The 6708-nt window shown below is 51.0% G+C and carries 6 protein-coding genes and 2 pseudogenes; all 8 read right to left on the bottom strand.

The window, feature by feature from the left end; translation table 11 throughout:
• Positions 1-194, bottom strand: a pseudogene (locus G604_RS15605) (IS4 family transposase); the annotation flags it as partial.
• 104 nt (positions 195-298) lie between these two features.
• Entirely contained in the window at positions 299-943 is a 645-nt protein-coding gene (locus G604_RS0112510; RefSeq protein ID WP_028910843.1) for a hypothetical protein, read from the bottom strand.
• A 288-nt stretch (positions 944-1231) separates the two neighbouring features.
• Positions 1232-1741: a nitroreductase family protein gene (locus G604_RS0112500; RefSeq protein WP_028910841.1), complete on the bottom strand. Its 510-nt coding sequence runs from the start codon at positions 1739-1741 to the stop codon at positions 1232-1234.
• Between the two features lie 100 nt (positions 1742-1841).
• On the bottom strand, positions 1842-2192 hold the full coding sequence (locus tag G604_RS0112495; RefSeq protein ID WP_155941961.1) for a VOC family protein: 351 nt from the start codon (positions 2190-2192) through the stop codon (positions 1842-1844).
• A gap of 242 nt (positions 2193-2434) precedes the next feature.
• On the bottom strand, positions 2435-5005 hold the full coding sequence (locus G604_RS0112485; RefSeq protein ID WP_028910839.1) for a TonB-dependent receptor: 2571 nt from the start codon (positions 5003-5005) through the stop codon (positions 2435-2437).
• Positions 5005-5676, bottom strand: a complete 672-nt coding sequence (locus G604_RS0112480) for a DUF4974 domain-containing protein (protein WP_028910838.1) — start codon at positions 5674-5676, stop codon at positions 5005-5007. The genes G604_RS0112485 and G604_RS0112480 overlap by 1 nt, the downstream gene beginning before the upstream one ends.
• On the bottom strand, positions 5663-6166 hold the full coding sequence (locus G604_RS14890; RefSeq protein ID WP_028910837.1) for an RNA polymerase sigma factor: 504 nt from the start codon (positions 6164-6166) through the stop codon (positions 5663-5665). The genes G604_RS0112480 and G604_RS14890 overlap by 14 nt, the downstream gene beginning before the upstream one ends.
• Positions 6167-6422: 256 nt before the next feature.
• Positions 6423-6708, bottom strand: a pseudogene (locus G604_RS15600) (hypothetical protein); the annotation flags it as partial.

The following is a 6708-nucleotide window of genomic DNA, read 5'->3' as shown; positions in this document are numbered from 1 at the left end:
AACGGGAAAAGAAGCAGTAAATGGAAAACCTGCAATACAGTAAATTTGCAGTTAGGCTTCTTGGTGAGACCTATCTGCTTTTCATGAATATGCAAAGAACGCATAATGCCGACAATGCGGATTATAGCCCTGTGACTGTCATTTTGTTGGAAAAATTCTTGCAGCTCTGAAAAAATTGATGTATCTTTGCGCATAGCTAAAGGTATTTGGTACTTTGTTTATTGACATTACAAAGATACTAATTTTCCGCGACTTACGGAAACCTTTAGCTATTTTTATTCACCCTATTTTGACCTTTTTATTCACTTGCGAAAGTTGAGTAAATAATCTTAGCAGGATCAACCGATGGATAGTCCTCGTAATCCCACTCCACAGATGCAAAGTCCTCGTAAGCCTTATAAGCCCATGCTTCAGGCTTGGCGTTTGGCTGCTGCTGTTTAACATACGTAGGGAAGATATGGAAGAGATGGTTTACGCCTTCTATCCCGATATGGTCATCTTGTTGCTCGATAACCTTGGTCATGTTGTCAAGCCTGTAGGAAAATGTCTCCCGCTCAGCATCATCAGACAAATCGGCAATAGTGTTGTCATCGTTTTGATAGATGAGCATCAGCTCACATTGCTTCTTAGCCTCCCTCAGTAGCGCGTAGCATAGCATCACATCCGTCTTTGAGGCAAACTCAGGAATGCTAATAGTGAACACACCACTCTTCAGCAGTATGCAATCCAGACCCTGCGTAGATTTGCCTTTAACCATGAGTATCGTTCTGCCCTTCTCTTCATCGTCTGGCTCTATATTATGATGCAGCACAGGCACATGGAATGTACTGGCGGCATCGCCAATCATACGCTTTAAGTCGATATGACTCTCCACGGCCTGAAAAGCGAAAACATCTGAATTCAATTCCAGTTGATCAAACTTACGATTGTTATCTGCTGTCATTGTTTCAATTATTCTGTTTTTATACCGAAATTTTCAACAAATTCTTCTCAAATGATGGTGATACGGGGAACGGTGTTCAACCCAAGCGCAATGCAAGTGAGGCAGATGTTTTCCGACACATATCCCGCATCGACAACATCCATACGAGCCTTCCGTTTCGCAAAGCCTGCATCAGCGTCACCTAATTGTCTATGGACAGTTTCGGCAGCTGGACATTGTCCTGCGCCTTGCATGATGTGGCTGCCATGAGAAAAGCCGCACATGCGATTGTTAGAATGTTCTTCATCCTTATATCTCCTCAAATATTTCGTTCATTTCCTTCCGCTTCTTTTCTGCATGTGGGCAGTCGGGAGCAATATGGCCGATGGGAACGATAGCCACGGCTTCGTAACCCTCTACGGGGAACAGGCGCTTCACGGCTTCGACATCGTAATTACATACCCAGCAGGTGCCAAGCCCGCGGTCAGCGGCAGCGAGACAAAGATGCTCCACGGCAATGCCGAGGTCGATGTCACCATGCGGCTTGCCGTCTTCGGGACGCACCCAGCAGCCGCTCACATCCTTGAAACACAGTACATACAGCGATGCCGATTTGAACCAATCGCGGTTGTAGCACTGCCGGATCTTCTCTTTAGCATCATCAGAGGTGAGAAGAAGAAACTTCCACGGCTGGCGGTTGCAGGCCGACGGAGCCAACCGCACACAATCCATGATATACTCTAAATCCTCCTTACTGACCGGCTCGTCCGTGTACTTACGCACGGAGAAGCGCCTTGTTGCTAATTCTCTGAATGTCATAAGCTGATGAGTTATTTATTTCAGCCTCAAAGGTACAACTTTATATCGACAAGTACGACAATTTGATTGAGAATAATTGTCATGGTATAAGATGTCTTGTTTAGCAATAGCTGCTCAGCTCCACGAGATTGCCGTCGGGGGCTCTGACATAGAGACTGCGCATGGCACCGTGTGCGCCGTGCCGCTCGGCTATATCGAGTAAAGGATGGATACCCTTGGCTTCCAATTCTTGTTTGACGGTCTCCAAGTTGTCTTCTACAATCAGACAGAAGTCTTGCGAGCCGTAAGTCGGATGGAGGGCGGCAGGCTGGAACTCACCTTTCTTCGTGTGGATGGAAATCTTGCTACTGGGGAAGTAGAGGTTATGATGACCGTTACTCGGCGCAATGGATATTTCCCGTGGCACGGATAGGCACATCGGAGCAACCTTTTTTGAGAGTAAAGAGCTCATGAACACGATCCTTTTACAAAAACAAGCAAAACACTTGCTGTGATGCAAGGGCTGCGCCCTTTGTTTCCTCTCCGATGGCGACTACATCTATCTCGTTGATGGCGACAGCGCTGCTATCGCACTTTGTCATCAACACCCATTCGCATTTTGTGTTAGAACATATAAAAAAGCGAATATCGGAATGTCTCCCGTTATTCGCTTTTTTAGTGTATTACAAGTTGCGTCGCAGGGACTGTTTGGCTTTAGAAGAATCCTTTGTCGTAGTCCTTGTTGTTGATCTTCTTCTCCGCGTTGTTCTGCTTACCTGAGAAGAAGTTGTAGCTCAGGGTGATGCAGAAGGTGCGCTTCTGGCTGGTGACACTGTTCCATCCATGCTTGTCAAGGACGTTGTTATCGAGGATGCTGCTGTTGTATTTTGCGGCGGCGAAGGGGAAGACGCAGAGCAGTCCGACCATGAGTTGCTTCTTCTGATAGAAGACCATGATGTTCTGCGTGTTCTCGGCCGAGTTGATGAAGCTGCCGCTGAGCATCTTGTGCGGGATGCACTGGAAGTACTCAGCTCCCCAGCAGCCCTTACGTACGTCCACGGTCCAGGCCAGCGGTAGATAGTGGTGGCGGTGGATACCGATGATGTCGCTATTTTCCTTCTGCCACCTGTAGCCACTCTCTAACTGTATCGACAACAGGTCGTTGCTGAAGGGTCGGAGGGTTAACGAACCCGTGAAGCCATAGTTGAGCAGGTAGTCACAGTTCTCGTCCCGTTCCACGATGACGCGTTCGTTGCCCAGGGTCTGCCATTGGTAGTAGGCGCTGAAGTCGTCGTCAATCTTTCTGATATCAGCGGTCAGGTCCATGTTGAGCCAGGGCAGGTTGAGCGAGTAGGTGAGGCTGAGGTTCTTGTCGAGTGCGCTCTTCAGCCAGGGATTGCCCGAGTAGATGAGTCCGGGAATGGTCATCGTGCTGTTGTTGCTCAGACTGGAGATGTTGGGCGTGATGGTCGACATCTTGCCAAACAGTCGCAGGGCACCGTTCTTCACATTGTAGGTGAGCAGGGCCTCGGGCGTGAAGTAGAGCTTGTGGTAATGGGTGTCGTCGTTGCTCGTGTTGATATAGGTGGCCCCGAGGCTCAGGCGATAGCCTATCTTGTTGATGTTGCCGTTGAGCTGTGCGTAGGCGTAGTGCTTGTCGTCGGTGGCGTGGTACTTGTATTCTTCGTAGTTGGAGAGCAGGTTGCTGATGCGGTAGTCCGACTTCGCCAGCGTGGCTTTGTATCCGAGAGCGAGCTGCGTGCTGCCCCAGTCTTTGGTATAAGCAGCTTCCCCAATGAGCGAATATTTGTTGTTGTGCTGCCGCATGTCGTCATCGAGCGTGAGCTCCGTCCCGGTGTTCTGGATGTTGTGTACATGCTGGTTGTTGTGGAAGAGGGTAGCTACGGCGTTGAGCGTGATTTCGTGGCCTCCGGGCAGTTTGCGATCGAAGTAGAGGTCGAGAGACGGCGAGAAGCTGTTCTGCCGCTGCCGCTTGTCCTGCGTGCCGTTCTGCCACAATGGATTGCCCTGGGCATTGACCGTCATGCCACTGTTCCAAAACCATGTGAAGATGGTGGGTGTGAACTTCGCCTGGAAGTTGAGACTGTCACCGCGGGTGAAGAGGTACTTCAGGTTGAAGTCGTGGTTGGCATAGCCGAAGTGGTAGGTGCCGCTGTAGTCATAGGTAGCCTGCTTGTCACCATCTTTGAAGGTGTAGACTTCTTGTTCGTCGCAGTCCGGTGCGTTGCGCAGCTCGAGTGAATAGTCGAACGAGAACTGATGGTGGCCGTGGTTGTATTTGATGTAGGCATTGGTGTTGTTGAATCCCTCCTTTGTGCCCTGCCAGCAATCGAATCCCGCAGCGTAGCCGTTCTCGGTGGCGCGGGTATGGATGTCGAGCACGGTGCCGGCATCGGTATAACGGGCTGGCGGCACTACATAATAATCTACATTGCGGATGTCTTTGGGTCGTAGGGCTTTCAGGTCGTTGTCGTTGGCTTCAATGCCGTTGATGAGAATCTTCAGCGACTTGCCCGAGAGCGTGGCTATTTTACCGCTGAGGAGATCGAGACGCAGGCCTGGGAGCGTGGCGATAAGTTGCTGTCCCTGGCGTGCGGCTTTCATCTGCGCTTCGGAGAAGGTGTAGACATTGCGGTCTTCGCGCTCAACCTTGTGGCGGCCCTTCACGGTCACCGTCTTCAGTTGGTAGGCATCGGGGCGCATCGTCAGCACGCCGAGTTGCGCCGTGCTGACATGGCGTACCACGCGGCGGTATCCGATGCAGGTGATGCTGACGAGCACGTCGGTGGGTCGGCAGGGAATGACGAAGTCGCCCGACGCCGTCGTCACGCCGCCGTTGATGAATGCCGAGTCACGCGGACTGAGCACGGCGACATTGACAAACTCCATGGGCCGGCCTTTCTCGTCGACGACGCGCCCTGTGAGCTTGCGGTCTTCCTTCTGTGTGCACTCCACGAAAATCATGTCGGGCAGCTGACGGCCTTTGTCGTCCTTCCCGCCGCTGACCACCTTCATGCCGATGGGATAGAAGCCGATGAGCTGGCGGATAGCGTCGGGCACGCTCTGGCCGCGCACGTCAGTGGTGACCTTGAAGTCCTCAAGATCGTCGTAGGCGAAGTTGATGACGTAGCGGTGGGTCGTCGTGCTCAGATAGCGCAAGGCATCGGACATAGAGGTACTGTGGAAAGAGTGAGAGATGGTCTGTGCGCTGAGCCTTGCAGCCATCAGGATGAGTACAGCAAGAAATAAGAACTTGTTTTTCATTAGTCGGTCCCTCCTGCTGCTTCTAAGACTATGACATCTCCGTCGAGCGTGACATGGATGTGGGCGAACTGATTCAGTTGCTCCACCACCTGCTGTGCATCATACTGCTTGTTCCAATTGAAATAGAGGCGTATGCGTGCAGCCTCGTCGCTGCGCACTTCTGCCTTCAGCCCATAGTAGGCTGCCATCTCGTTGAGGACATTTCCTACGGGAGCATTGACAAACTGCTTCACGCCGTCTGCCGTTTGGGGCTGGCTTTTGATGGTGTCGCGGGTGGCCGTAATGGGCTTAGCCTGAGCAGCAGATTTTGCCGACTTTGCTACCATTTCTTTCCGTGCTGTGTGGCGGTGGTTCCTGACAAGGACGACGGTGGCAAAGGCCAGTCCCGATACGAAGACGAGTCCGATAAACACGGCGGCTACCTGCTGCCACAGCGTGAGGTGACGGTTTGCGGGCATATAGCGTTGCTGGAAATGCTGTAGCGCTGCTTCCGTCTCAGTATTGTCAGGGCGCTGGCTCGCCGTATGAGCGTCGTGAAGCGCGGCAGCGGTGTCACACATCAGCCGGTAGTATTCCCGGCAGTCTTTGTCGGCCAGCACGTCCTGCCATTCTTCTTGAGAATAGCGGTCGAGCCGGTCCATCATCTGGATGAGTCGTTCAATCTTGTCCATATTCCTTTTTTGTTAGTTTCTCTTTGAGTGAGTCCAGGGCTTTGCGGATGCGCTTGTAGACGGCAGTCTCGCTGATACCCTCCTTCTTGGCAATCTCGGCGTAGGAGAGTTGTTGGGCATAGCGCTGAGTGAGGACGTGGCGGCTGGTGTCGTCGAGCTCTGTGTCAAGAATGCGTCTCACGTTGAGCGTGCGATCCTCTATGTCGTCGGCACTGTCGGAAATCTGACTGTCGAGGAGGTAGAGGCCTTGGAGACGTTCTTGGATGGTGCGGTTGCGCAGCAGGTTGAGGCAGTGGTTGCGCAAGGCTGTCATCAGATAGGTGCGTGCTGTGGAGCCCGTCGGAAGAATGTCCTTACTCATAAGGTTGGCAAAGACTTCCGATACGGCATCCTCGCTCTCCGCGTCGTCGTGGAGTAGCAGTCGGGCCAGCTGCTTCATGTCGGGATAGTGCTGGCGGAACAGTTGTACGATGGTCTCGTTGTTCTTCATACACTATATATACACTTTGGCTGTGAGAAACCTAACCTGAAAAGGAGAAAAAAATAAAGATAGGGCAAAGTGGCACAAGTTTTTGCCTGCAAATGTAATGGTATTTCTGGAATTCCCGCCTCTTTTGAAAAAAAATATTGTAGGATAGCTCTTTTTCTCGTCTTTTTAATCCATGTATATAATAGCAGAAGGCAAGCACATTTTTCATGCGTTTGCCTTCTGCGAAAATATTACCGTGGGCTGGTAATGTAATTACTCAACTTTCGCAAGTGAATTTTTGTATTTCTAATTTCGCATATTCATGCACGAACATGTGATGGAGATGTGAGTTCCCAGAAATGGCTGCATGCATTAACTCCATATAGTCCGCAGAAACCTGCTCCGCAATTTCTGTGACTACCTCAACTATAAGATTCCAGATCTTGTCCACAATCGTCATTTCGGCGGTACCTGTTGTTACCTCTCCAAAGAGTCCGCCTATAGTTTCATAGGAATCAAAACGCTTTGCATAACACAATATATTGTATTGTATGATGGTGAGA

Source organism: Prevotella sp. AGR2160, from assembly GCF_000424185.1.
GTDB lineage: Bacteria > Bacteroidota > Bacteroidia > Bacteroidales > Bacteroidaceae > Prevotella.
This window is presented reverse-complemented; position numbering and strand designations above follow the sequence as displayed.